This window comes from Methanorbis rubei (genome assembly GCF_032714495.1).
Lineage (GTDB): Archaea > Halobacteriota > Methanomicrobia > Methanomicrobiales > Methanocorpusculaceae > Methanocorpusculum > Methanocorpusculum rubei.
Genome location: NZ_JAWDKB010000009.1, coordinates 1 through 26,137, shown reverse-complemented (window position 1 = coordinate 26,137; position 26,137 = coordinate 1). Strand labels below are relative to the sequence as shown.

24 protein-coding genes are annotated in these 26,137 nt (G+C 49.8%); 19 read left to right on the top strand and 5 right to left on the bottom strand.

The window, feature by feature from the left end:
- Positions 1-13 precede the first annotated feature (13 nt).
- Positions 14-1,099 carry an MFS transporter gene (locus tag McpCs1_RS09080; RefSeq protein WP_338096938.1) on the bottom strand — a complete coding sequence of 362 codons (1,086 nt, stop codon included), beginning with the start codon at positions 1,097-1,099 and terminating at the stop codon, positions 14-16.
- Entirely contained in the window at positions 1,100-1,579 is a 480-nt protein-coding gene (locus McpCs1_RS09075; protein WP_338096937.1) for a hypothetical protein, read from the bottom strand.
- 103 nt (positions 1,580-1,682) lie between these two features.
- Between McpCs1_RS09075 and McpCs1_RS09070 the strand changes: the two genes are divergently transcribed.
- The 12 genes from McpCs1_RS09070 (at position 1,683) to brxD (ending at position 16,928) form a co-directional block, all read left to right on the top strand.
- Entirely contained in the window at positions 1,683-2,588 is a 906-nt protein-coding gene (locus McpCs1_RS09070; protein ID WP_338096936.1) for a DUF4013 domain-containing protein, read from the top strand.
- 307 nt (positions 2,589-2,895) lie between these two features.
- On the top strand, positions 2,896-5,667 hold the full coding sequence (locus tag McpCs1_RS09065) for an aminotransferase class V-fold PLP-dependent enzyme (protein ID WP_338096935.1): 2,772 nt from the start codon (positions 2,896-2,898) through the stop codon (positions 5,665-5,667).
- Positions 5,664-6,374, top strand: coding sequence for a vWA domain-containing protein (locus tag McpCs1_RS09060; protein ID WP_338096934.1), 711 nt, complete (start codon positions 5,664-5,666; stop codon positions 6,372-6,374). Before McpCs1_RS09065 ends, McpCs1_RS09060 begins: the two co-directional genes overlap by 4 nt.
- A 133-nt stretch (positions 6,375-6,507) precedes the next feature.
- Positions 6,508-8,094, top strand: a complete 1,587-nt coding sequence (gene pyrG, locus McpCs1_RS09055) for a glutamine hydrolyzing CTP synthase (RefSeq protein ID WP_338096933.1) — start codon at positions 6,508-6,510, stop codon at positions 8,092-8,094.
- A 3-nt stretch (positions 8,095-8,097) separates the two neighbouring features.
- A complete protein-coding gene (gene guaA / locus McpCs1_RS09050) occupies positions 8,098-9,633 on the top strand; it encodes a glutamine-hydrolyzing GMP synthase (protein WP_338096932.1) in 1,536 nt (511 codons plus the stop codon).
- 14 nt (positions 9,634-9,647) lie between these two features.
- Positions 9,648-10,775 (top strand): aspartate aminotransferase family protein, encoded by a 1,128-nt coding sequence (locus tag McpCs1_RS09045; RefSeq protein WP_338096931.1) that lies wholly within the window; start codon positions 9,648-9,650, stop codon positions 10,773-10,775.
- Positions 10,753-11,832 carry a histidinol-phosphate transaminase gene (gene hisC / locus McpCs1_RS09040; protein WP_338096930.1) on the top strand — a complete coding sequence of 360 codons (1,080 nt, stop codon included), beginning with the start codon at positions 10,753-10,755 and terminating at the stop codon, positions 11,830-11,832. The genes McpCs1_RS09045 and hisC overlap by 23 nt, the downstream gene beginning before the upstream one ends.
- Positions 11,832-12,335 carry an adenylate kinase family protein gene (locus McpCs1_RS09035; RefSeq protein WP_338096929.1) on the top strand — a complete coding sequence of 168 codons (504 nt, stop codon included), beginning with the start codon at positions 11,832-11,834 and terminating at the stop codon, positions 12,333-12,335. Before hisC ends, McpCs1_RS09035 begins: the two co-directional genes overlap by 1 nt.
- A complete protein-coding gene (locus McpCs1_RS09030) occupies positions 12,332-12,970 on the top strand; it encodes a CDP-alcohol phosphatidyltransferase family protein (protein WP_338096928.1) in 639 nt (212 codons plus the stop codon). Before McpCs1_RS09035 ends, McpCs1_RS09030 begins: the two co-directional genes overlap by 4 nt.
- A gap of 312 nt (positions 12,971-13,282) precedes the next feature.
- On the top strand, positions 13,283-13,792 hold the full coding sequence (locus McpCs1_RS09025; RefSeq protein WP_338096927.1) for a DJ-1/PfpI family protein: 510 nt from the start codon (positions 13,283-13,285) through the stop codon (positions 13,790-13,792).
- Between the two features lie 6 nt (positions 13,793-13,798).
- Positions 13,799-15,643: a tetratricopeptide repeat protein gene (locus McpCs1_RS09020; protein ID WP_338096926.1), complete on the top strand. Its 1,845-nt coding sequence runs from the start codon at positions 13,799-13,801 to the stop codon at positions 15,641-15,643.
- Positions 15,624-16,928: a BREX system ATP-binding protein BrxD gene (brxD, locus tag McpCs1_RS09015; RefSeq protein WP_338096925.1), complete on the top strand. Its 1,305-nt coding sequence runs from the start codon at positions 15,624-15,626 to the stop codon at positions 16,926-16,928. Before McpCs1_RS09020 ends, brxD begins: the two co-directional genes overlap by 20 nt.
- Positions 16,929-17,096: 168 nt before the next feature.
- Here brxD and McpCs1_RS09010 read toward each other — a convergent pair whose 3' ends face one another.
- The 3 genes from McpCs1_RS09010 to McpCs1_RS09000 form a co-directional block, all read right to left on the bottom strand.
- Positions 17,097-17,504: a YybH family protein gene (locus tag McpCs1_RS09010; RefSeq protein ID WP_338096924.1), complete on the bottom strand. Its 408-nt coding sequence runs from the start codon at positions 17,502-17,504 to the stop codon at positions 17,097-17,099.
- Positions 17,505-18,311: 807 nt separating this feature from the next.
- Positions 18,312-19,187 carry a winged helix-turn-helix transcriptional regulator gene (locus McpCs1_RS09005; protein ID WP_338096923.1) on the bottom strand — a complete coding sequence of 292 codons (876 nt, stop codon included), beginning with the start codon at positions 19,185-19,187 and terminating at the stop codon, positions 18,312-18,314.
- Between the two features lie 293 nt (positions 19,188-19,480).
- Positions 19,481-19,651 (bottom strand): hypothetical protein, encoded by a 171-nt coding sequence (locus tag McpCs1_RS09000; protein WP_338096922.1) that lies wholly within the window; start codon positions 19,649-19,651, stop codon positions 19,481-19,483.
- Positions 19,652-19,875: 224 nt separating this feature from the next.
- Here McpCs1_RS09000 and McpCs1_RS08995 point away from each other — a divergent pair, with 224 nt between their 5' ends.
- From McpCs1_RS08995 to McpCs1_RS08965, 7 genes are all read left to right on the top strand, one after another.
- Positions 19,876-21,240: a zinc-dependent metalloprotease family protein gene (locus tag McpCs1_RS08995; protein WP_338096921.1), complete on the top strand. Its 1,365-nt coding sequence runs from the start codon at positions 19,876-19,878 to the stop codon at positions 21,238-21,240.
- 45 nt (positions 21,241-21,285) lie between these two features.
- Positions 21,286-21,666 carry a hypothetical protein gene (locus tag McpCs1_RS08990; protein ID WP_338096920.1) on the top strand — a complete coding sequence of 127 codons (381 nt, stop codon included), beginning with the start codon at positions 21,286-21,288 and terminating at the stop codon, positions 21,664-21,666.
- 242 nt (positions 21,667-21,908) lie between these two features.
- Positions 21,909-22,547, top strand: coding sequence for a hypothetical protein (locus McpCs1_RS08985; protein ID WP_338096919.1), 639 nt, complete (start codon positions 21,909-21,911; stop codon positions 22,545-22,547).
- Positions 22,548-22,636: 89 nt separating this feature from the next.
- Entirely contained in the window at positions 22,637-23,260 is a 624-nt protein-coding gene (locus McpCs1_RS08980) for a hypothetical protein (protein WP_338096918.1), read from the top strand.
- Positions 23,261-23,357: 97 nt separating this feature from the next.
- Entirely contained in the window at positions 23,358-23,993 is a 636-nt protein-coding gene (locus McpCs1_RS08975; RefSeq protein WP_338096917.1) for a hypothetical protein, read from the top strand.
- 143 nt (positions 23,994-24,136) lie between these two features.
- Positions 24,137-24,529: a hypothetical protein gene (locus McpCs1_RS08970; protein WP_338096916.1), complete on the top strand. Its 393-nt coding sequence runs from the start codon at positions 24,137-24,139 to the stop codon at positions 24,527-24,529.
- A 253-nt stretch (positions 24,530-24,782) separates the two neighbouring features.
- Positions 24,783-25,949: a hypothetical protein gene (locus tag McpCs1_RS08965; RefSeq protein ID WP_338096915.1), complete on the top strand. Its 1,167-nt coding sequence runs from the start codon at positions 24,783-24,785 to the stop codon at positions 25,947-25,949.
- Positions 25,950-26,137: the final 188 nt, after the last annotated feature.

The following is a 26,137-nucleotide window of genomic DNA, read 5'->3' as shown; positions in this document are numbered from 1 at the left end:
ATGCGACCCATGCCTACCTAACGTAACACGGACACTTGACAACCAGAAGACCCGCAAGCACGTTCAGCACGGCAGTTATCGCAAACACGCCCAGATATCCGACCGGAAGGACCAGCAAGCCTGCTGCAAACGGCAGCGCCGCCATCCCTGCATACTGTGTCATGTTGAACAACCCGTTCATCACTCCCTGCGGCTGCCTGGTCTGTGCAATATAATTCAGCACGGCAACCGTAATCACACCAAACAACGCCCCGACAAAGATCATGCCGACCGGATTCAGCAGCACAACGGGAACCGAAAGTGCGAGCAGGATGCCTGAAGTTCTCACCACCGAAAGCGAGTCTGAAAACCGCATCCTTGACGCTGTGTAGACACAAATCGCTGTTGCCACACTCATCAGAGCTGTTATGATGCCGTTCATTTCAGCGCTGAACCCTGACAACTCAGGGTACATTGAGATTACCACACCGGTCGTTCCGCAGAATATCAGCATGGCAAACCAGAGCCATTTGTGATAGACGGCAATCTTCCAGATATGTGCGGCTGTTGAGACCGCAGGAGAAAATGTGTCATCATCGTTGAGGCCGAGGCTGAGGAGTCCCGCAGCTCCTGTAAGAACCCCGAAGAGCAGGACTCCGGCATATATCTGAACTGCGGCAATACCACCGCTCACCACAAGCCCTGCCACCATTCCCACATTCATCAGTGCAACAAATCCGCCGGCGAGTTTTTTGTGATCCTTTCCTGAGTTCACCAGAGCCATGGCTGACGAGACGAACATGCCGGTAAGGAGTCCTTCCAGAAATCTCAGCAGAACTGCCGCGGTCGGATCAGGATATGAGAGCCAGAGCAGTACTGCCGCCGCCGCCGTTCCAAGGAGTCCGATTTTCATCAGCGGGGCTCGCCCAAGTTTATCAGATATCCATCCTGCGGGAAACACCATGAGAAATGCCCCGAAAAAGTAGGCTGAGTAAACTGCGCCCTGAAGTGCTGGGTCTTCTGTGATATTGGTGAGAACCGGAACAACAGCGTTTGACAAAGCCATTGCTCCAAACACTCCTAAAAAAAGTGATAAGCGAAACAGACTGCTGAAGTTCATCTAAGGCAGAAGATCTTTTGTTGCAGCTACTTCATATTTTTTCAAGACTGATCTCGGCAGGTCGAAGACCGCTTCTGCGAGCGGGACCGAGAACAGAAACTTCGGTTCGTCTGCAAATCCGTGCAGGCCGAAGATGACATAGCAGGGATTTCCCTCCTGCTCTGCATACTTCAGGTATGCCGCATAGGTCTCAGGACTTGTCCAGGGGAGGTATGCGTCTCCGTCCTCTTTTGCAAACATTCTGCTTCGATAACAGGTGATCAGGTCGAAGCGTTTCTCATCACTGTTTCTGACTGCGACCAGATCAGGCTCGCCAACTTTTCGCTCTTCGCGGTCGGCAAGAGAGTACGCTTCCCCGAGCCTGCCCATGACATACTCCCGGAACGCTACGGTTACCACTGGATTTGTGTCATCCGGGTCCGCATCCGGGTCCGGATACCAGACGCCGAGTGCCCGTTCAAGCTGACCAAGAATGCCCATACCTATCACTTGGACCTTCATCCTCTTAAAAAAATGGGTGGTCAGCGTGCCAATTATCTTATAACAATACGGCATAATAGTATTCTAAGAGAGAAAGGCTACAATGGAACACGCAGAGATCATCGCTGGCGCTTATACTTTTACGAAAAATGCGTTCTTCAGTATTAACCATCTTCCCCGATGGATTGTGCTGTTCTTTTATATCGTGGGTCCCATCATTGTTGGATTTATTGCGGCTACGATCGTTTTACAGCTGATTGTGCTGCCGATTCTGGTGAATCTTCTTGTCGGTCCGGACTTTGGGTTTACTCCTGAAGTCCTCTCAGGCTTGTTGGGACATTTTGCGGTTCTGATCGGTCTTGCCTGCGTGCTTTTTGTTCCGCTGATGCAGGGCTACTGTTACCGTTTATTCCGCACCGGCGATACGATGCCTGATACCGGCAACCTCTGGGGCCTGTTCTTCAATGGATGGAGAATCAATATTACGTTGTTCATCTATGCGATTCCGCTGATGGTAATCTCGTTCATTTACATGCTTGTGTTCATGTATTTCTTCCCTGATACCGGCCTCTATTCTGCGGCTGATGTTCTGCAGCTGGAGGGGATGATGTATGTGGGAACAGTGTTTTCCTATGCGGCGATTCAGTTTGTGACGACGTTAATCATTATTCTGTTTGCCTGTGTGGGTATTACGCATCTGTGCAGGACTGGCTCCATTCGCGAGGCGATAAGTCTGCGAAAGGTTGCAGAGATTATCGGCAAAATCGGATGGTATGACTACATTCTTTCGCTGGTTATTATGAGCATTCTCTATCTGATGATTACATTTGTTACGATGTCGCTTGGGCAGTTGTTTTCGAACAATGTTTTCCTTATCGGGGTGCTGATGGTTCTCTACATCTTTGTTCTGGTGCCGATTACGGTGTTCTTTATCAAATATCTGTCAATAGTTTATGATACGGCGTTCCAGCCTGAGGAAGCCGATACTGAAGAGTTCGATTTCTTCTGACCGCCCCGCTCTGATTCTAATGTGGGGGTTTGCCGCCGCAGGCGGCGAACCCCCACAGAATCAAACCGGCTCGGCATGACTCGCTTCGCTCGAAGGCAGCGGTTGATTGGATTTTTTTTTAGTTTTTGATCTTTATTTTGTTATTCCGTGTTGTTCACGTCTGCTCCGTGATGTTTATCTGTGAAGCTCCGTGTTTTCTGTTTTTCCGTGGGCGGCTCATGGGTTTTCATAGACGACTCAGAATTAATAATGCGAAAACACCCACGCAACAAACCTCATCCCTTTTCAGCACTAATATATCTTCACTGTGCCGCACGAATACAAAAAATATCCGCACCAGAGAAAAAATCAGTCTGCAAAGAAGCCGCATCAGCGCCCGCCAAAGGAAAAGCCCCAGCGAAAGGAGGTTAAGCCGGGTTATTACGTCGCCGCGGACAGCGACGATTATCTGACGAAACATCTCTACTGGTGTCCAAGATGCAACGTCCCTCTCGTTGCAAAAACCTGCTCGTGCGATGCTGAGACCATCAAAATCCCACTCCAACAGCCGTATGATATTCGTCCGGTGCTGAAGGCGGATTATGATCTGCTCCAGAAACTTATCACCGACAGGTTCGGCCCCCGCGTGACACTGCCCAAAGTGATGGTGTTCAACAAGGCAGGCGGTCTTGACCGGAACGAGCTGGTGATCGCAAACGGCGTGCGGTTTGCATGGCTGTGGTTTGATCCTGTCTCCAGACGTTTCCGTCTGGATATTGAGGCTGAGGCACTGCCGTACTTAATCGGCAAAGCAGAGAAAAATATCATCAACCTTGAGACTGCGGCAGCTGCTCTTCCGACCGGAAGACTTGGCGGCAAAAAAGTTGCGGCAGCCTCTGACGCGACCGACGGCGTTGTCATTCTGAAATACAAATCAAAGTACGGTACCGGAATTCTGAAGGACGGCTTCGTCCGCATCAAAGAGCTGGTGCAGGTTGAGCAAAAGTCCGGCATGCCCAACCCGTCATGGGACGAGGTCGTGGAGCGCAATGCCTTCCATCTGAAGAATATGGAACGGACCGCGGTTCGCGAGATCAAACAGAACCTCGGGCTTGCACCGGTTGCAAACTGTTCCTTCTCCGGCGGCAAGGACAGCACAGCGGTCTGGCAGATTGCACAGAAGGCCGGAGTAACCGACGTGTTCTTCATCGACACCGGCCTCGAGTTTCCGGAAACCGTTGAGTTCGTCAAAAGTCAGAACGTACGCATGATCCAGAAAGCCGGCGACTTCTGGCAGGCGGTTGAGAAGGCCGGACCGCCGGGCAAGGATCACCGCTGGTGCTGCAAACTTCTGAAGCTTAATCCCCTCAAGGTGCATCTTGCCGAGACCGGTCCCTGCGTTACGGTGCAGGGCAACCGCTGGTATGAGTCATGGAGCAGGGCATCGCTTGATGCGGTCTCGCAGAATCCAAACAATCCCATGCAGATCAATCTCTCGCCAATCAGATCATGGCGTGCGCTGGATGTGTTTTTGTACCTCTGGCTTCGTGAGGTTCCGTACAATTCGTTGTATGAACGCGGATACGAGCGCATCGGCTGTTATCTCTGCCCTGCAATGCTTGAGTCAGAGCTTGCCACCATGCATGAGACGCACCCGGCAATGGCAGAGCGGTGGGATGAGTTCCTGAACCGCTGGGCTGCTGACCGCGGTCTTCCGCCTGAGTTCGTCAACTGGGGACTGTGGAGATGGAAGGATCTTCCGCCGAAGATGAAGGAGCTTGTCCGCGAGGCGAACCTTGATCTCTCGGAAAAACCGGTGAAGCGAAGCACGCCGTCCTCGGTCGCACATCTGATGCCTGAAGGGAAAGCTGTTGATGTGGTGGATGTTGAGCCGGCAGTGCCTGAGGCAGAGGCTTTGCCTCTGACAGACTGGGAAGCAGTCCGGTCAAAGTTCCCTATCCTCGGCGATCTGATGTATCTGGACAACGCGGCCACCTCGTTTGCTCCTGAGCCGGTTCTTTTGGCGATGGATCAGTTCGAGAGAACCTATCGGGCAAATGTTGGTCGCGGCGTTCACCGTCTGACGAGAATTGCGAGCCAGAAGTACTGGCATGCGCATGAAATTGTCGCTGACTTCATCAATGGTGCCGCAGGAACGACTGTGTTTGTAAAAAACACCACCGAAGCAGTGACAATGATCGCCCGCGGTCTTGACTGGAAGGCAGGCGACTGCGTGGTCACAACCATTCTTGAGCATCACTCAAATCTTCTGCCCTGGCGTGCGCTGGAAAAGTACGGCGTCACGATTCGCGTCGTCGGACTGAAATCTGATCTGACGCTTGACATGGATGCTCTCTTGGAGTCGATGGATGACTCGGTCCGGCTCGTTGCGGTCACGCATGCATCGAATGTGACCGGAACGGTCACACCGGTCGCAGAGATTGTCAAACTCTGCAAAAAACACGGCGCACTCCTTGCGGTTGATGCGGCCCAGTCTGTTCCGCATATGCCAGTCGATGTAGCTGCACTTGGTGCAGACTTTGTCTCCTTCTCAGGCCACAAGATGTGCGGGCCTACGGGAACCGGCGTTCTCTGGATGAAAAATCCCATCCTTGAACCGCTGTTTGTCGGCGGCGGTATGGTTGAGCAGGTAGGCGAGAATTCGTTTACCTTTGCCGAAGGATTCCATCGGTATGAAGCAGGAACGCCGAACATTGCGGGCGGCATCGGTCTTGGAGCTGCCGCGGTGTTTCTGAAAGATATCGGCATGAAAAACATCGAAGCCCGCGAACGCGAACTTACAAACCGTCTGATCGAAAAACTTTCGGCAGTTCCGGGCGTCAAACTCTACGTTCCAGCCGACCCCACGCAGCGTATCGGTGTTGTGTCGTTTAAGATTCCCGGCATCTCTCCTCACGAGGCCGCTGCATATCTGGATGATGAGGCGGGCATCATGGTGCGGTCCGGCATGCACTGCGCAGAACCTCTGATGCGATATCTGGAGTGCCCGGAGGGAACCATTCGTGCGAGCATCGCATTTTACAACACCGAGAGCGAGATAGATACGCTTGCGGCAACCATTCTGGAGATTGCCGGATGAGCAGTGTTCTGACGCTTCTTGTTGACTGCGCCGGCAAGTTTGAGGGAGGCCGAGTCGCTCCAGCGAACGCGTCAGTAAAAAAGTTCATCGCAAACCTTCCCAAAGATCTTCGGATTCGGATAATCCGCTACTCAGACTCGGTGATGTGGCATCTCGGGCCTGAACCTGTTCCCGTAGGCGAGATTGAGTGGATGGATCTTCCGTCAGGCGGCTATTTATCCTCTCTTGCCCATGCGATAAATCTCTCCGGTCCGACTCTGTCAGCATCGCAGGATCATGAAGTTGCCCTTCTCATCTCAAACGGGGCAATGTCTGACCCTGAAGAGATTGTGCAGACCATTCTTTCCAAAAGATTTTCCGAAAAAATCATTCGTGCTGCTGCTGCGCTGACGCCTGAGGCTGACGCTGCATCTCTCAAAATTTTTGCCGGAGACCATGTGTTTGACTCAGGAATTTTTTCTGACCCGCGACCATTTCTTTCACTGATTGGCGAGGCTGCCGGTGCAGCCGCTTCAGCGGCTGCGAAATCATCTCTGACACTCACCTGTTCGATCGATCTTGGTGAGGGCAGCGTTGTCTCTTTGTCGGTTGCAGGAACTGATATTTCGCTCATGAAAAAAGAGATGCGCACCGCGCTTCTCGAGTTTGGCTCTGATGATGCGGCACTGCAGAAAAAAATTGCCGAGTACATGCAGCGCGTTCTCTGACATTTTTTTTCACCCATATCTTTTTACGAGGGCTGTCTCTTCAAAATGCGAAGCTGCAGAACCCCTCACTTTCAATACCTCAGCCTGCCAATATAAGAAGCATTATTCAACTTCAAAAAGCGGGGACTCAAGAGTGAAATATGTAGTTGTAACTGGCGGTGTTATGAGCGGCCTTGGAAAAGGCATCACTGCCGCGTCTATCGGACGAATACTCATCAACAGAGGCTACCATGTAACCTCCGTAAAAATCGATCCATACCTCAACATCGATGCAGGACTCATGAATCCTGCCCAGCACGGCGAAGTCTTCGTCTTAAAAGACGGCGGCGAAGCTGACCTGGACCTTGGAAATTATGAGCGTTTCCTTGACATCGAACTCACCAAAGACCACAACCTGACCACAGGAAAAATCTACTCCTCAGTCATTCAGAAAGAACGTCACGGCGACTACCTTGGGGCAACCGTCCAGATTATTCCGCACATCACCGACGAAATTAAAGACAGAATCAAAACTGCCGCAGAAAGCTGGATCGACAAGGACGGCAACCATGCAGAGATCTGTATTGTCGAGGTTGGGGGAACGGTCGGCGACATCGAAAGCATGCCTTTCCTTGAAGCAGTCCGCCAGATGCACTGGGAGTACGGCAACGGCGACTTCGTCTTGGTCCACGTCACCCTCCTTCCGGCAGACACCATGGGCGACCTCAAAACCAAACCAACCCAGCACTCGGTCAAAGCCCTTCGTGAACTCGGTCTTGAAGCAGACCTCATCGTCGGAAGAAGCACACTGCCGGTCTCTCTTGCAACCAAAAGAAAGATCTCCTCCTTCTGTGACGTTGATGTGTCAGCCGTTATCAGCGCAACAACGGCTCCCGACACCTACCTCGTCCCCATGGAGCTTGAGAAGGAAGGAATGGCGGATGTTCTTCTGCCGCTCCTTAAACTCTCGCCGCGGACTCCTGACAACAGCTGGTACTCCCTCGTCTCCCGCGAGTACACCAACCGCATCACGGTCGGCATTCTCACCAAATATGGTGTGGAAGATGTCTACATCTCAATCAAGGAAGCACTCAAACACGCAGGCCGCAAACTTTCGACCGAGGTCGTTATCCAGTGGCTTGACGCTGAACAGTACACCACCCAGGACCTCGCTGACCTTGACGGCATCCTCATCCCGGGCGGCTTCGGCAACCGCGGCATCGAAGGAATGATCAACGCAATCACCTATGCCCGCGAGACCGGCAAACCGCTTCTTGGTCTCTGCCTCGGCTTCCAGCTCTGCACGATTGAGTATGCACGAAACGTTGTCGGCTACAAAGACGCAACAAGTTCAGAGATTGGTGACGGCACTCCGGTCATCGCCATCCTTCCCGAGCAGGAAGGAGTCGATGACCTCGGCGGAACCATGCGTCTCGGCGACTGCCCGGTCGACCTTGCCGCAGGATCCAGACTTGCCGAACTGTACGGTGCGACGCAGATTGTAGAACGTCACCGCCACAGATACGAAGTCAACCCTGAGTACATCGATGAGATCGAGTCCAAAGGACTCAGGTTCAGCGGAAGAAACGGCCGCAGAATGGAAGCCCTCGAACTTCCTGGCCACCCGTACTTTGTTGCAACCCAGTTCCACCCGGAATTCAGATCCCGCCCGACCCGTCCGTCAGCTCCGTTTGTCGGATTCGTGCAGGGCTGTCTTGACAACCATAACAGGAAAGTATAATCCATGGAATCCATCCTTGTTCTCGACTTTGGCGGCCAGTACAATCAGCTGATCGCCCGCCGCGTTCGTGAAGCAAATGTTTACTGCGACGTGAAGCCCTGCACTGTCCCGCTTTCTGAGATAAGAGCAGGAGACTACAAAGGAATCATCTTCACCGGAGGGCCTGCAAGCGTGTATGCAGAGAACGCTCCCCGTATTGATCCTGAGATCTTTACTCTCGGCATCCCGATTCTTGGCATCTGCTACGGAGCACAGATAATTGCCTTCACTCTTGGTGGCAAAGTCTCTCCCGGTGCAACTGCTCTTACCCGCGAGTACGGAAAAACTCCATTACAGCTGCATGACAGTGTGCTCTTTGACGGCATGATCAACGAGACCTCCTGCTGGATGAGTCACGGCGACTACATCAGCGAGCTGCCGAAAGGATTTGTTGCGACCGCAACAACTCACGGCTGTCCGTTTGCTGCGATGGAAAACAGCAAGAAAAAGATCTATGCGGTTCAGTTCCATCCTGAAGTTCTTCACACGCCGCAGGGCATGGACATGATTCGAAACTTCCTCTACCGTGTCTGCGACTGCAGCGGAACATGGAAGATGTCCTCGTTCGTTGACAACATGGTTGCCCATCTGCGGGAAAACATCGGAGACAGACGGGTTCTCTGCGCACTTTCTGGCGGAGTGGACTCATCTGTTGCCGCAGTTCTTGTGCACAAGGCGGTTGGCAAACAACTGACCTGCATCTTTGTTGATCACGGACTTCTGCGCAAAAACGAGGGCGACGAGGTTGAAGCGATCTTCAAAAAACAGTTTGACATCAACCTCATCCGCGTGAACGCAGAAGAGCGGTTCCTCACAAAACTTGCCGGCGTGTCTGACCCTGAACAGAAACGAAAGATCATTGGTGCAGAGTTTATCCGTGTCTTTGAAGAAGAGGCAAAAAAGATTGGCTCGGTCGATTATCTTGTGCAGGGAACAATCTACCCTGACGTGATCGAGTCGGGCCCCGGAAACGCTGCGGTGATCAAAAGCCATCACAATGTCGGCGGTCTGCCTGACAACGTGGACTTCAAACAGATCATCGAGCCGCTTCGTATACTCTTCAAGGACGAGGTTCGTGCTGCAGGAACCGAGCTTGGCATCCCGGAAAATCTTGTATGGCGCCAGCCGTTCCCGGGTCCGGGACTTGCGATTCGTGTGATCGGTGAGATAACCAAGGAAAAACTTGATCTGCTTCGGGATGCCGACGCAATCTTCCGTGAGGAAGTGGCGGCGGCAGGCCTTGGCAGATCGATCAACCAGTACTTTGCCGCACTCACGAACATGCGAAGTGTCGGCGTTATGGGTGACGAGCGCACGTATGATTACGCCATTGCCCTTCGTGCGGTCACCACCACCGACTTCATGACTGCTGACTGGGCACAGATTCCGTATCCGGTTCTTGAGAAGATCTCAAACAGAATCATCAACGAGGTTCGCCATGTGAATCGTGTGCTTTATGATATCACCAGCAAACCTCCAGCAACTATCGAATATGAATAAATAAGGTAAAAATTATGCCAACCACCAAAGATCTCGACGCAAAATACTACATGCCTGCGTTTGGCCGGAACATGGAAATCGTCCGGGGCAAAGGCAGTCATGTCTGGGACAGCACCGGAAACAAATATCTCGACCTCGTCGCAGGTATTGCCGTGTGCAGTACCGGCCACTGCCATCCGGCAGTGACTGCTGCCATCTGCAAACAGGCGCAGATGCTTATCCACTGCTCAAACCTTTACTATGTTCCTGGGCAGGCCGAGCTTGCCGCAAAACTTTCCAAGGCATCTGAACTTGGCAAAGTTTTCTTCTCCAACTCCGGAGCTGAGGCAAACGATGCAGCAATCAAACTCGCGATCCGCCACACCGGCCGCCACGAGTTCGTCTCCTTCGAGCACGACTTCCACGGGCGGACTGTCGGCTCGCTCGCCTGCACGCACAAGCCGGCAATCCGTGAACCATTCGAGCCGCTCGGTGTTCCCTGTAAGTTCAGTCCGTACGGCGATCTTGAGGCACTGAAGAGTGTTGTCACCAAGAAAACCGCCGCGGTCATCTTTGAACCGATTCAGGGAGAGACCGGCGTCATCATTCCGCCCGAGGATTTCATCCCCGGAATCCGTGACATCTGTGATGACGCGGGCGCTCTGATGGTCTGCGATGAGGTGCAGACCGGTATGGGACGAACCGGAAAATGGTTCGCGTTCCAGCACTCTTCGGTAAAACCTGACATCATCAGCTTTGCGAAAGGTGTTGCGTCCGGTATTCCGATGGGCGGCATCATCGCTAGAGACGGCCTTGAGTTCACGGCAGGCGAACACGGCAGCACCTTTGCGGGAGGTCCTATCGCCTGCGCAGCAGGTCTTGCCACGTTTGATGTGATCAAGTCAGCCCTTCCCCGCGTTGCAGCAAAAGGCGAGCGGTTCAGATCAGGACTTGCCGGTCTGAACCCGCGAGCACGAGGATTAATGGTCGGGTTTACCGCAGGCGAAAAAGCTCCGGCGATTGCCGACTACTGCCGCGAACACGGTCTCTTGATCAATGTTGCGGGCGGCGTGAATGTCAGACTTGTCCCTCCGCTCATCATCGAGAACCGCGAGATCGATCAGGCTGTTGGAATCATCAATGAAGCAGCAGACTCAGTGTGAAACCAGCCTCTGCCGCGATCTGTACACCAAGACCGGCTACGTGTTTGCAAAATCTCCTGATGAGATTGCAAAAATGTCCGGATTTCTCGAAGTAGCACGTCTCGGCAGCAATGAAAATCCGTACCCACCGTCACCTGCGGTACTGAAAGCGGCAGCTGATGCACTTGCTTCGGCAAACCGCTACCCTGACCCGAAGGCTGAGTCGTTTACTGAGGCCATCCACCGCCACATCTATGACAGCCCTGTGGTGACGTCAGGTCTTGGAATGGATGGCGTGATTGAGACCGTTATTCGTGCACTCATCTCACCTGGCGACAAAGTCGTTGTCTCAACCCCGACGTTTTCGATGTACGGAATCGCCGCCGCGGCAGCGTCCGCAGTTGTGGTGAACGTCCCCCGCCTGCCTGATTTTTCGGTGGACGTTGACGCATTCATTAGTGAAGCAAAGAATGCGAAGCTGTCGTTTCTCTGCACTCCCAACAATCCGACCGGAACGGTCACGCCGGTTTCTGATATTGAAAAAATTCTTGACAGCATCTCAGGCGTTCTGTTCCTTGACAATGCGTATGTTGAGTTCTGCGATGCAGATTATCTGTCTCTGCTGAAGAAGTACGATAATCTGATCATCGGCAGAACGTTGTCCAAAGTCTACGGGCTTGCGGGTCTCCGTGTCGGGTACGGATTTGTTCCGCAGTGGCTTGAAGGCCCGTATCATGCGGCGGCAACTCCTTTCACGCTGAACCGTGTCTCAGAAGCCGCGGCTGTTGCAGCGCTTGCGGACGAATCCTACCGCGACAACTTCATTGCCCATATCAGGAAATGGCGGTCGGTCTTTGTCAAAGAAATTCCGTATCCTGTTATTCCGAGCGGTGCGAACTTTGTTCTGTTTGACACTGTGCCTCTTCTCAGCAACGATGCGATGGAGTTATTCGCGAAGCGCGGTGTTCTGGTCAGGTCCTGTGCCAGTTTCCCTGGTCTTGGAGACACGTTTGTTCGTGTGAGTATCGGGGACGTCTGGGAGAACGAGCGGTTCCTTGCGGCGGTGAAACAGCTGTGATGGTTGGCATTACCGGAACGCCGGGCACCGGAAAGTCAGCGGTTGCTGATGAGCTTCGGTCCCGCGGCATCGCGGTTCTGGATCTGAAGACGACCGTCGCACCTTACGTTATCGGGCGCGACGCCTCCCGCGATGCTGATGAGGTGGATGCTGAAGCTTGGGCTGATGAGTTTCCCTACCATGAAGGATATCTGGAAGGATCTCTCGCCCATTTTCTCTCCTGCGACAAAATTATTGTTCTGCGGTGCAGGCCTGATATTCTGCGTGACCGCCTTGCTCCCCGCGGTTACACCGCCGAAAAAATTGCCGAAAACTGCGAGGCAGAGGCACTTGATGTTATCCTCTCAGAGACTGTTGAGATGTTTGCATCAGAACAAGTTTATGAGATAGATACAACATATAAAGAGGTAAAGTCCGTGACTGATCTGATTGTTTCGTTTGTGGACGGAAAGACTCCGTCATCATTTGGAACCATCGACTGGTCGGAGTATCTGATGCCATGACGCTTGATTCATTCCGCCCCAAGGTTACATTCATTATAACGCCGTTTGCAAAAGCGATGGTGTTTCTGCATCTGACGCCAAACGCCTGTACTGTGCTTGCTCTGATTGCAGCAGCAGCTGCCGGCATTGCGTTTGGTATCGGTGAGACACTTCTTGGCGTGGTTCTCGTGTTTGTGAGTGCGTTCTTTGACGCCATTGACGGGGCTGTTGCAAGGCTTACCGGCATCGCAAGTCCTGCGGGCGATTATCTGGATCATGTGTTCGACCGGTATGCAGATATTTTCATCATTACCGGAATTTTTGCATGGGGAACGGTTACCTGGGCAAGTCTCATCCCTGCCTGGGCGATCGGGGTTTTTGCGCTTACCGGCGTTCTGATGTCTTCGTATCTTGGAACTCAGGCCCAGGCTGTCGGCCTCAAACGAAACTATGGCGGCATTCTCGGACGGGCTGACCGGCTTGTGCTGATCTTAGTGTTCGGCGTGGTTGAGGTTTTGTATCCAGAACCCTTGCTCTTCGGGCTTCCGGCGCTCGGCTGGCTGCTGCTGATCTTTGGTGTGCTTGGTCACATCACGGCAATTCAGCGGTTTGCCAGCGGCTGGAAGGAGCTGAACGCTCCGGCCCGTAAAGAATAATTTTTTTTTTTGAAACGCGAATAGCACGAATCGCATGCCTATGGCCTGCTCACTGCTTCGCAGAATAGCGCGAATGAAAAATCGCCAATGGCGATTTTTAATAAATAACTATAATTACTTATTTTTAGATAGATTCGTTCAGAAAAATGTGGGTGTTTTTTTCTTTTGTGAAAAATCGCCATTGGTGATTTTTCATTCGCGTTATTCGCGTTATTCCGCGAAGCGGCGAGCATGCCAAAGGCATGCGATTCGCGTTTCAGACTTTCACAGTACCAAACCCTTAATCTCTCGGGAAAACCATATTAAATACACATGAAAATTCTTTTCGCAATAGCTCCGGACCGGTTTCTGGATCAGGAATATACCGTCCCGAAATCCCTCTTTGAGGAGAAAGGAATTGCCTGCATCACAGCATCCACCATAAAGGGAACCTGCTACGGCATGCACGGCGAAATCGTCGAGACCGACATGTCCTTTGATGACGTAAACACTGCTGACTACGACGGCATCGTCGTCGTCGGCGGCATCGGCTGTCAGGACTATCTCTGGAGATGCGAAAAGCTGATCGATATCGTCAACAAATTCGGCAACGAAGGAAAAGTCACCGCAGCAATCTGCCTTGCTCCTGCCATCATCGCCGAAGCCGGACTTCTTGCCGGAAAGAATGCCACCATCCTTGACACCCCTGCCTCCCGCCGTTTAATGACGCTCGACAAAGCAGTACTTGTCAACGAACCTGTTGTCATCTCCGGCAAAATCATCACTGCACGAATGCCGCAGGACTCCAAAGCATTTGCAGAAGCAGTAGTTGCAAATCTATAACCCCTCATGACTCCCGACCCCTCCCGCACCACATCCGCACTCGACGATGCGATGAAGCTCTTTAACGCCGGAAAGTTTGCCGACGTCATCAGCCTGGTCTCCGGCACGAGCGATCCTGCTCTTCTGCTTCTTGCCGCCCGCAGCTATACAGAAACCGGCCAGTACGACACCGCAGGATATCTACTTTGCGACCTCATTCAGGGAATGCCGGCATCCTCCTACCTGCACAGCTATCTCGCTGATGTCATGGAAAAGACGGGCGATGAACATGCGGTCTCCGAGTATGCGACCGCACTGATTCTCGATCCAGAGAACCGTCCGGCTCTCCGAAGCTATGCCCGTCTGCTTCTTGCGAGAAGCGACCTTCGCGGTGCAATTCCGTCGCTTCGTTCCCTCGTCCGGTTCGGATCTGATCCTGCCGACATCAGACTGCTGATGAAAACGCTCACCGAGGTCGGCGAGCCCGGAGAAGCGGCGGCCCTTCATGTGCAGAACTTTGGCGAAGACGAGTTTTCGCCTGAGTATGTCGAAGCACTGCTTGCCGCAAAAGAGTATCAGAAAGCGATGAGTGTCGCCCTCCGCGGCTGGAACACCGTGCGGGAAGTTGTGTATCTCCGTCTTGATCTTGAGGCTCTTGCCGCCCTTGACCCGGAAGCTGCGGAGAGTGCATACCGGTCTGCTCTTGACAGCTTTGAAGAGGAGCAGCTCGAGGACGACGACGTTGCCCAGATTCGATTCTCGTTTGTGCTGCTGGAAAAACTGCTCGGGCACTATGATGCGGCACGCTATGAACTGGGAATTCTGGTCAAGAACAGATCTGATCCTGTCTACCGATTGCTTGAAGCAGAACTTGCCGCACGAACCAGTCATGCAGATGAAGCGAACGCGATTTACCGGCAGCTGATTGCAGAACAATGCGGAAAAGATTCTGAGGTTGCGGATCCTGCGATGCAGGAGCTGGTCATCAACCGATTCAAGGTGTTCCTTGATGCGGTGCGGAGCAAGGAAGAGGTCGCAGGAATTATCAGCGTGCTTCTCTCCTCCTACCCAACCGCCGTCTGCTTAACGCAGATCGGCGCAGCGTATGAGGACGCCCGTGCCTGCACGCAGGCACGGGACTGGTACTATCGTGCGTATCGTGCGGATTACATTCACGGCGGCATTTCCTACGCAGGTTTTCTCAAGCGTCTCGGTGAGGACCGCGAGTGCGAGACGGTCATCCGCTACATTCTGACGAACGTTACCCGTGCGGCTGATGTGGAGCTGGTCGCAGGCGAAGTTCTGAACGGCAAAGAGGCGATGTACCGGATCCCCAAAGTGATGGAGCAGGTGCTTACCCGCCTGACCTCGGTTCTGGAAAAACTTTCCTCGAACGGCCGCGAGATGCTGGCGGTCGGCCTCCTTTATGCGGCAGGCGATGCGCTTGAACGGCAGGATTACGAGGAGTGCAAGTGGCACTGCCTCCTGGGTCTTGATGTGATGCCCTGTTATCCTGCAGTGATTAAGGTCGAAGATTTCATGCAACTGCTTTCTCAGGCGAAAGGCCGGGCGCTTGCCGAGCGGCCGGTTCTTCTGGAGAAAAACTCCTGGCTTGTTGATGCGGCTGATGTCTCCGAGCCTGAGCCTGCGGCAAATCTTCTGGACCTTGACGAGCGTGAGCAGCAGGTGGTTGCGTTCCTGCGTGAGCACCGCGAGGCTACCGAGATGGATCTGCGGTCCGTGCTTGGGACGCGGCGGGTTACCGGTATTGTGAATGGAATTCTGGCGAAGGCGTCGGAAAAAGGCGTGAAGATTCTTGAGAAACGCGGTGTCGGAGATCGCGGGGAAATTTATGGCTATACCGGAGAGTAACGGATTCGGGCGTGATGAGCGCCGACTCGAGAGCGTTGGAATTATTAATGCTCTCCGTCGCGGAACGGTGCCTGAGTCAGGACTTGGCCGGCTCGCGGTCGGGCTTTCGACCGAGGAGAAGGTTATCTCTTCGCAGCTGGCGTTTGTCGGGACGGGTCATGCTGACTGCAAGTTTGTCCGCGGCGAGTACGGGTCAGGCAAAACATTTTTGATCTCGCGTGCGCAGGAGATTGGTCTTGCGTCAAAGTTTGTGACGAGTCATGTGGTGATTTCTCCGGAAACGCCTCTTCACAAACTGCAGGCAGTGTACGCGAAGATCTGTTCAGGTCTCACAACGCAGACCGAGGATCATGCGCTCAAAGGCATCATCGATACCTGGATTTACGGAATCGAAGACCGGCTTATTAGTACGGGCATTCGCGAGGATGATCCTGCTCTTGCGGTTCAGACTGCGAAAGAAATCGAGTCGGTGCTTCTGCGGGTGAGCGGAATTAATTCCGGTCTTGCGGCAGCTCTCCGGACGTATTATCAGGCGAACAATACGGGAGATTTTGCAACGGCTCAGTCTGCGGTCGGCTGGATTGCGGGAGAGCAGACTGTTGGCCGCACGTTTAAGTCGCAGGCTGGTCTGAAGGGGACGGTTACGGAGGGTGATGCTCTGGCATTTTTGAATGGTCTGGTGCATGTTATTGTGCAGGCAGGATACTCCGGGCTCCTTGTGACGTTTGATGAGGTGGAGACTGCTCAGGCTTTCGCCCGCCCGCAGCGGGAGAAGGGCTACATTAATCTCCGCCAGATTGTTGATATGATCGACCGGAATGAGTTGCCGAACTGTTTTTTCCTGTTTGCGGGAACTCCGGCTTTGTTTGATAGTGCGAAAGGGATCAGATCTCTTCCGCCGTTGTATGATCGTATCGGCATGATTGCAGATGACGGGTACTCAAATCCGATGCAGACGCAGATTGTTCTGCCGAAGTTTGATGTGAAGAAGCTTGAGGAGGTTTCAACGCGGGTTATTGAGATCTATTCCGAGGCGTACTCCGAGGTTGATAAGAGCCGTGTTTCGATCCGGTTTATTCGTGCGATGATTGAGCGGGTGACGGGACGGTTCGGCGGACGGGTTGATGTGGTGCCGCGTTTGTATCTGCGGGAGTTTGTGGATGTGCTGGATAAGTGTGCTTTGTATGATTCGTACAATCCTATGGAGAAGTATGCGTTTGCGGCAAAGGAGAATGATACTTCCTTGAAGGAGGAGGAAAAAGCGGTGATGGAGGTCAGCTGGTAGGCTGATCTTCGGTACGTTTCGAAACGCGAATCGCATGCCGAAGGCATGCTCACCGCTTCGCGGAATAGCGCGAATAAAAAATCGCCAATGGCGATTTTTAAGGAAGTACTAAGTTACCTATTTTTAGACAGATCTCCTCACAGATATCAGATTTCATATCACGGTTGGTTATTCCCGGTAAGGGAATCCTATCGACATGTGGATCTGCACGATCTCCCATGCATGACCGGTTCCCCGGAGGACTGCGGTGAATCGCGAGGGTGTTTCGTGGACTGCTCCGCTGCCGGTAATGCTCTGAAGAGCGCAGGCCGCAGAGACCCAGGCGATGACGCCTTCGCCTTTGACTTCGGGATTTTCAAAACGAATGCCTCCGGTTTTGTATCTGGCGAAGTTTTTCTCCATCATTGCGAGGAATGCATCCCGGCCCTGAATTATCTCTTCAGTCCGGCAGCCGTACATGATGATGTCCTGTGCGAGGGTTTCTGCGAGGGCTTTTGGGTCGTGCTGGTTGTAGGCGGTCTGATAATTTTCGAGGAGGGAGATGATCTGATCTTTGGTTTGTGTGGAGAGCGGCATTATGTAGATACTGTTGGTTTGAATGGGTGATGGCTTTTTTGCTGGGTGGGTGGTCTGAGTAAAATAATTTTCAGGAAATAATTTTCAGGAAATAATTTTCAGGAAATAATTTTCAGGAAATAATTTTCAGGAAAATAATTCTCAGGAAAATAATTCTCAGAAAAAAAATTCTCAGAAAAAATTTTTTAGATAAGAGTTACGCGGCGACGAATGTTTTGCATTATGAAAAATGTTGATCGGGTAAGTGGTGAGTGTGGCCTCGTGAAAAAAAGAACCGCAAATCCACGCAAATCTCGCTCGCTTCGCTCACTTCGCAAATCGCGTTTGCGAACCGCTGCTTTCCGTCTGCCGGAACCGGCAGTAACGGAGTCGCTATCGCGACCGCAGCTGCAAACGCTGGACGGCGCGATTCGCGCGCCGTCTGGGGTAACTGGGTAACCTCAATTCATTTTGCATCCACATCTTCAACAATGACGGCGCCCGACTGGCGCCGTCCAGCGTTTGCCGTCGCGTTTGCGATAGCAACGAGCCCGCCGGAATCCGGCGGGATGAGAGCGACGAAACAGCAAACGCGATTTGCGGAGCGAGCGAAGCGAGCGAGATTTGCGTGGATTTGCGGTTCTTTTTTCTCATCATGCCCAATTGCCACTACCCCGATCAACATTTTTTCATAATACGATACAGCAGCCTCACCATCTCATGAAACCATATCGCGTAATTCCTATCAAAAAAAAATTCTCAGAAAAAATATTCTTCAAAAAAAATTTCACAAAATATTTTTCAGATTTTTTTTCATCCGCCCCTCCCTCATGTTTGCGCCGCATCCTGTTCCGTCAGCTCCTCTGTCACAATTTTATGATATGCTGCAACAGTTTCCGGCGTGAGCGTGTACTGTACTTCTCTGCCGATTTTTTCTGTGGTGAAAAGTTCGTAATTTTCAAGTCTGCTCAGATGCCATGACACCGTTGCCTCGGAGATTTCGAGAGTTGCTGCAAGTTTTTTTCTGGTGATGCCGGGATGGGTGAGAAGTGTCTGAAAGAACAGATGATCCTTTTCTTCGGAGATGAGAGAGAAGAGAACTTTTTCCTTGTCAGAGATTCCTTTGTGACTTGGAAAGTAACGCGGATATTCGCCATGCATTTTCTGATGAATCTCGTCACTGTCCTGAAGTCTGTTGAGATGATATTTGAGACTGCTGCGTGAAAGCTGCATCGCGTCAGCAATCTGTTGTAATGATTTGCCGGGATTTTTACCGATGTACTGATAAATCTGTTCGCGGCGTGAGTCAGGACTGCGTTTTTTTCCGGAGATTTTGTAGTAAAGAATGACGAAGGCGAGGCCTGATGCGAGGTAAATATAAGATAATAATTTCCCTGTCGACAACGGAATATAGGCCATTGGATATGTGATTATCTGAATTATCATTTGACGCGGCGTCAATTGCCAGAATTCAATCTGGATTATTTCTGTTCCGTCATCGATCGGTTCTATTTTCTCTGAAATAATTTCTATTGTCAGTCCGTCGATAGTAACCGGTTGATTTAGCTTGAGTTCTGATGATTTGTTGGGAGTTTCAAATCCCTTTATCTCACCTCCATCCAAGAAAAAAAGTGTTGCTGCCGGAATGAAAAGAGCCAGAATGAGGATTATCACTATGACCGCATCTAATGCCCGTTCATCCATTTTCATCGTTAGTACGCATTAATTGTGAGAGTATATGATTGTGTTCCCGTTACTTGTGCACCTTGTACGTTGAAGTTCCAATATGCTCCGGTCATTTGCCCGGGAAGGGTGAGTCTGACTCCGATGTTTCCATTTAATTGTCCATCGTCTGAATCACGGGATTCAATCGATGCTTGATTTGGCGGCTGGATTATTAAGTTGAGATTGTTTCCGGTTGCCCGATTCCAGTTTAACGTAACTTCGAGTGTATTTTTCCCGGTTGGGACATAGTAGGAATGATATTTTGTTTGTCCCTATGTTACCGATCCTTCAATCGGAAGTGCTCTTGTGACGCCTGAAATATCCCCAGGTTCAAGTATCTCAATATCCACGATTGGTTCTGCGATAACATGAGCTGATGCCGGAACGATACAGAATGTTGCCAGTATCACCAACAGAAAGAGAACTGCATGAAAAGACCTCATAAGAAATAATTTTTCTATCATGGTATATGAAAAGATTGGTCAAGAACTCTACTAATATATTTTCACCGCGATTTTTCATTGTTACATTTTTTGTAATATTTCATAAAGAGAGTTCTTGGCCAATCTTTTGATATAGGGGTATTGAGGATATGCTCGCTTGTAAATCAGATACCACTCAGAAAATCGTGTGGTGTGTGTTGGTTTACAGGTAATGTGAATGAAAAATGAGTTTGAAAAAGATTTTTTCAACAAAATTGGTATTGCTTGTACTGCTGCTGCTTGTGGCAGTAATTGCGGTACCAGTAAGTGCAACAGACACTCCGTTATTTAGTATTCCTGGAAAAACCACTGTGGTTTTTCCAAACGATGGTGTCAGTATGTTTCGTAGTGTGGATTATGGGCCTCTGGATATTCCGGAAGGATTATTGGTATCATCAATGTCTGATGATATCTCGTCACAATCATCCAATGCCGATGAAGCGAGTTATACATTGGTTACATTCGACGATGTAATTCCCGTGAGATCAAATAGTATCAGTATTCCAATTACTCTGTATGGTATCGATTACACGATCTTTCTGGAAAAAATGAATTTTGATCCACTCAATGACGGAATTGATTCATACCAAGGTAGTATTCCAGGAATTGACAATTCTGTGGTCATCATCACTGTGGGAGATGACAATATTTTCTATGGTTCGATTCAACTCCCTGATGATTATATTGAAATTTATCCCGTACAGGACAGAGATCATTCATTGCGAACAACTCAGTTATTGCACGTAATATATTCTCAGAAAGATGTAGTTTATAATGAAACTAGTGACGTCTCATTTTGTGGAGTGGATTCTACTATTGATGGAATTGGTTTGAATTTTCACAATGATGATGTCATTTCATCTTTATCTAATGACTTGGGAGAGTATGATTGGGCATATATTAATGTCCTTGTAGTAACTGACACTGAATTTTATTCGATGGTCCCAAACTGGAAAGTATCTGCACAACAATATATGGCTCAGGCAAACTACTATTTTCAGAGACCTGATATTAAGGTAGTATTGAGTGTTATTGATTATGATGACTCAAAAATGTCTGATATTTCAAATCATCCAAGTGTGAAAACACAACCATGGGGCTCAGTATCCTCTGTCTATCTTAATAATGCACTTAGTGCGAGAAATGTTGACATATGTCTCTATTTGGGTGGATATGATGTCGCCCAAGATGATTATCTCGGTTACGCAATGACTCGACATGCTTGGGCCCAAATGAAAGCTAGATCATGGGGATGGTTTTCACCATATGATGGCTCAGCACCATCACGTCATTGCATTATCATACATGAATTAGGACATATGCTTCGTGCAAGCCACGACTATGCCTACTCATGGGATGTTCAGGATGGTTCATTCTGGGGATATAGTACTAAATACTCTGTTATGACAGAGGGATTCAGGGGTAGCAATCATTTATGTGAATTTTCATCCTCCAATCCTTCTTATCACGGAGATGCATTCCATGATAATGCAAAATATATTAGGTTGGCTAAGCATAATGTTAGTCGATATCGCAATTCGGTACTGTGAACGTTGATTACTATGGTTTGTGCTAATACTAAGAAATTATTGATTATGGTTCTGATCGTCATTATTGTCGCATGTACATTTTTGATGGCATATCATAATCTGTCCCAGACAGAGGGACATATCTATTTTTTACCGGTAGATTTGCAGATTGATATTCTTTCCACCAATGTGACTGTTATTCATATAACGGAAACGGATTTTACCACTCATCCAGTTCTCAAACGTATTTTTGTCGAGAAATATGATTCACCAATTCCGGGTGTTGCCATCGCTAGATTTCCGTTATTAGTTGGTTCAATGCCAGCAGTATCACCTAATGAAGCTGATGCTATCCTTGAAAAATATTTTACGGTAATGGGGAATGGGGAATGGAGGTATGTGGAATATGATGGGGTGTATTATCAGGTTATCGAAGGTCAGCCTTAATCTCTGACCCTCACAACTTAGCTGATCCTTACATTAAAAAATCGGAAAAACATCTCATCGTAGTCCTGACTCTTGTAACTGCAATCATTGCGGTCTACTGCACTATTCCTGCGGATACATTAGGATACATTCATTTTGCCAAAACAGACACTATTCCGGCTGATGATCTCAGCGTGATTCATCTTACCGAAAGGGATTCATTACTCGTGACAAACTCTCACTCAACCCAAGGACGTACACTAATGAAATTCCTGCTCCCGTTTCTCCTCTTCTTCGCTGTCTTCGCCGCGTTTACCGCTGGCTGCCTCCTGCCGCCTGCCGAAACCATCGCCGAAAAAGAAACTGCATTCAACCTCTCCGCAATCGAACGCGACCCCGTTCGTGAAGCTGCTGCACAGGCAGCTCACTTCACCGAGATCGAAATTCTGGAAATAATGCAGGATCCAGAATACATGGATTATAAACAATTCATGAACCAAACAGACAACGTCACCTACTTTGACTATCTCGTCTATGCCTATCCTTACGGATACAGCAAATACCGCAACCTCACTCTCAACATGAGCTTCATTGAATTTCTGGAACGTTATGACATTGCCGGATACCAGCATTCATTAAACCATGATTATCAGTACATCTCCTTCAGCCTTGATCAGGTGTCTGATCCTGACCCAAATTTGCCTGTAATCAACATTACCCGTGAAGACGCGGAAAAATCCACAGTGCTTCGGGCATACCTCCTCGACATTCCCGGCTACAGCGTCAAAGTTCTCCCGTCCGAAGAGTGGCAGCTTGATCCCTACTGGTATGCCGGAAACTCCCGCAAAGCCTATGTCTCCTGGAACGGCACACTCTATCATGTTGACAGATCTCTAATCTAACCAGAATTTATTTTTCAAAACGAGTGTTTGGCCACACTTATTATATATTTCTTGCAACAAACTTTCAACGAAGTCAAGGACGTACACAAATGAAACCTCTCCTTCCCCTTATCCTCCTCCTCGCAATCCTCGCTGTGTTCACTGCTGGCTGCATCCTGCCGCCTGCCGAAACCATCACCGAAAACGAAACAACATTCAACCTTTCCGCAGTCGAACGCGATCCGGTCCGTGAATCTGCGGCAGAGGAAGTGCACTTTCCTTCAGGAGCAGATGAACTGGAACGTAGTATGCCTGAGTATCAGGAATACAGAACGTTCATGAACCAGACAGAGAATGCAACCTACTTTGACTACCTTGTCCACATCTATCCGCAAACATACCAGTATTATCGAAACATCTCGCCCGACATGAGTTTCCTCTACTTCCTTGAACGCTACGACACCTACTACCCGTACTCACTCAACCATAATTCGAAGTATAAACCCTACCGCCTTATTGTTGTTCATGAAGAGTACCGGGATATGAACAAAACCATTATCACCGTAACCGAAGAGATGATCAACGAAACTCCTATCCTGTCCTCTTACTTTGTGAAAGCCCCTGGACATCCGATTAAAGTCCTCCCCGAAGAAGAGTATCAGCTGGATTCTTATCGTCACGCCTACCTCGAATGGAACGGGACACTCTATAAACAGATCCGATCCATCACATAGGCGTTTGAGACAACAATATTTTTTCAAAACGAGTATTTGGCCACACTCATTATATATTCCCGCAACAAACTTTCAACGAAGTCAAGGACGTACACAAATGAAATTCCTGCTCCCACTTCTCCTCCTCGCAGTCCTCGCCGCGTTTACTGCTGGCTGCATCCTGCCGCCTGCCGAAACCATCACCGAAAACGAAACTACATTCAACCTCTCCGCAGTCGAACGCGACCCCGTTCGTGAAGCTGGGGCACAGGCAGCTCACTTCACCGAGATCGAAATTCTGGAAATAATGCAGGATCCAGAATACATGGATTATAAACAATTCATGAACCAAACAGACAACGTCACCTACTTTGACTATCTCGTCTATGCCTATCCTTACGGATACAGCAAATACCGCAACCTCACTCTCAACATGAGCTTCATTGAATTTCTGGAACGTTATGACATTGCCGGATACCAGCATTCATTAAACCATGATTATCAGTACATCTCCTTCAGCCTTGATCAGGTGTCTGATCCTGACCCAAATTTGCCTGTAATCAACATTACCCGTGAAGACGCGGAAAAATCCACAGTTCTTCGGGCATACCTCCTCGACACTCCCGGCTACAGCGTCAAAGTCCTCCCGTCCGAAGAGTGGCAGCTTGACCCCTACTGGTATGCCGGAAACTCCCGCAAAGCCTATGTTTCCTGGAACGGTACACTCTACCATGTTGACAGATCTGTAATTTAACCAGAATTTATTTTTCAAAACGAGTGTTTGGCCACATTTATTATATATCCCTCACGTGAAACAATCAGATAATCAGACAAAATGTTCCTCACGGACACCTCGATTCATTACAAAAACAGACCCTGCCAACAAGGAGTAGACTCATGAAAAAATCCGGATACATGAAATTTGTCGCAGCCTACATCATCATCGCCCTGATCTGCATCGGTGCCTGCGGTCTCTATCTGTTCTCCTCTCCGGACGGATGGATATCAGCTGAACCATCTGATTATACACTGTCTTCTCCCCCTCCGGCAACAGCAGCCATTCTCGTTCCAACAGAACAGGACTATCAACAGTATTCGCATTTGAAGACATTGTTGGAAAATCCTGGTTCAAGGCTTCCCATCTCAGATAATCCGTTTGTTCTGATGAAAAATGGAGATTCTGTCGTGAGCTCTGGAGAGGCAGGTGGACTTGGTCAATATGGATTAAGTAAGGAAGGATATATCCTCTTCCAAGATCGCTATTACAAAATGATGCTTCTTGTGACCTGACCGTTTTTGTGTCAGATGTCATCATATTTTTGAATTCCAAAAAAATGAATGATACAACAGTAGCATTCATGCACCGTTAACGAATCACATTTTTTTTTCTGAATACAAACTGATGCATCGCATTTTTTTCACTCTATTGCTCTCTAACCAATAAAACGAGTGTTTGGCCACACTTATTATATATCCTTCACGTGAAACTATCATGCCATCAAACGAAATGTTCCCTCACGAACACTTTGGTTAAGGAACCATCATGATAACAAAATATCTTCTCCTGCCTCTCATCCTCCTTCTTCTCATCTCACCCTGCACAGCCCTCAGCGACTCTGCCGCAGAAAATGATCAGTTCACTCCTCCGGCATATGGCTTCATCTTCGCAAGCGACGAAATCGACGCAACCACACCTGACAAAAAAACTGCTGAGGCTTTCATGAGTTCTGAAAAAGGTACTATGATCCTCAACGCCCTGATTCAGAAAAACACTCCTGAGGCAGTACCAAACGAAATCCTCTCCCTCACCCTGAAAAATTTCTCCTATCATACCGCGGACGACAGAGTTATCATTCAGGACATCACGGTTTCTGATCTGTTCAGCAGAATGAACACCACGTTTACCGGATATGGCTGGGGTGGATCCTATGAGACCCACGAGTACATCGAAATCTCAGTCGGTGATCCTGCATCACGAGCAGATCTGAAAAACGCCTGGAACTTCATTCAGGAGACCGCAAAGCTGAACGGATTTACCAAAACCATTCCCGCCATATTTGCCAACATCCAGTTCATCGCCAATCCCTACGTGCCTGAAGAAAAATATCTCGACATCCCGAATGCCACTCTCACCCTTCCCGCGTCCGGCGTCATCTCAGTCAGCGAAGAAATCGACGCAACCGCACCTGACAAAAAAACCGCCGAAGCCTTCTTTGGATCGCCCGCCGCAGACATCGTGTTCGACGCAATCTCCCATCGGAAAAACCAGACTCCCCTCACTCTCAAAGACTTCCCTTACACCACGCCAGATGGCAGTATCATCGTCCGCGACATCACCGCCGCCGAACTCTTCAGCAGCATGAACACCACCTTCAGTGCATATGGCTGGCTCACCAGCGTTGACACGCATGAGTACATCGAAATCGCTATCGAAGATCGGGCATCGCGATCAGACCTGATAAATCTCTGGAACTTCATTCAGCAGACCGCAAAGCTGAACGGATTTGAAAAAATCATTCCCGTCAGATTCGTCACCATACAGTTTACCAGCAACATGGAGGACCCGACCTGCATCTACTGGTACGAAAATGGAACCACCACCTGCAACTATGACGTGGCTCCCATCCCGACCAAATCTCCTGTCCCGATTATTGGAATCCTTGGAGGATTCGGCATCACCGCAGTACTCTTTGGCAGAAAGCATCGTTGAGTTCTCCTCTCCTCCTCTAAAAAAAATAAAATCCTCTTTTCAGTACACTGTACTGTACTTCGAAGTACAGTACATAGTAGTAGTAGTAGTAGTAGTAGTAGTAGTAGTAGTAGTAGTAGTAGTAGTAGTAGTAGTAGTAGTAGTAGTAGTAGTAGTAGTAGTAGTAGTAGTAGTAGTAGTAGTAGTAG